Annotated in this window: 2 pseudogenes; both read right to left on the reverse strand. The window is 62.0% G+C overall.

The features are described 5' to 3' along the window. Positions 1–220: 220 nt before the first annotated feature. Positions 221–351 (reverse strand): annotated as a pseudogene (locus HLH48_RS23900) (IS630 family transposase); the annotation flags it as partial. Between the two features lie 77 nt (positions 352–428). Then, positions 429–587 (reverse strand): annotated as a pseudogene (locus HLH48_RS23905) (IS630 family transposase); the annotation flags it as partial.

Genomic DNA, 587 nt, shown 5'->3' on the forward strand with positions numbered 1-587 from the left:
TCCGCTCAGGGTCGCAGCCGTCACGCCCACTTCGCGCGAGACCATCTCCAGGTCCTCACCGCGCAGCAGACGAAGCACGGCCTCCTTCTTGCGGCGGCGTGACATCCGTCCGCCATGCCCCGGGCGTTTCGCGTCGTTCTTCAGGTCGTTCCTCATCGTGACACCTCCGCACGTGTCTCACGTGTTTATCGGGTGTCTCAAAAAACCGGGAGGCGGGAGAATCGCACCATTCCTGCCGCCGGATCAGGGCATCGGGGCGATCCTGCTCGCTGGCGTGGCCGGTCTTTTTTTACGCGTCAACTTGTGACGTTTGAAGAAACGCCACAGGGAGCCGTAGCCGAACTCATGGCCCATGCCACGTAGAACCGCCTGCAATTCGATCGTGCCGATATCGGGATTTTCCGACACCAGGCGACGGATCAGCTCATGATGCTTCTCGATACGACCCGATCGTCGATCTCCGCCCAAAGGGCCAAGTGTAAGCTTGCCTTTCTCCCGTTCAAGCGCACGCCATCGGCTTACGCTCGCAGCGCTCACGCCAAATCGCGCCGCAGCAACCCGGTGGCTCGCGCCTTGCGAGACCGCAG

The organism is Gluconacetobacter sacchari, from assembly GCF_014174255.1.
Lineage (GTDB): Bacteria > Pseudomonadota > Alphaproteobacteria > Acetobacterales > Acetobacteraceae > Gluconacetobacter > Gluconacetobacter sacchari.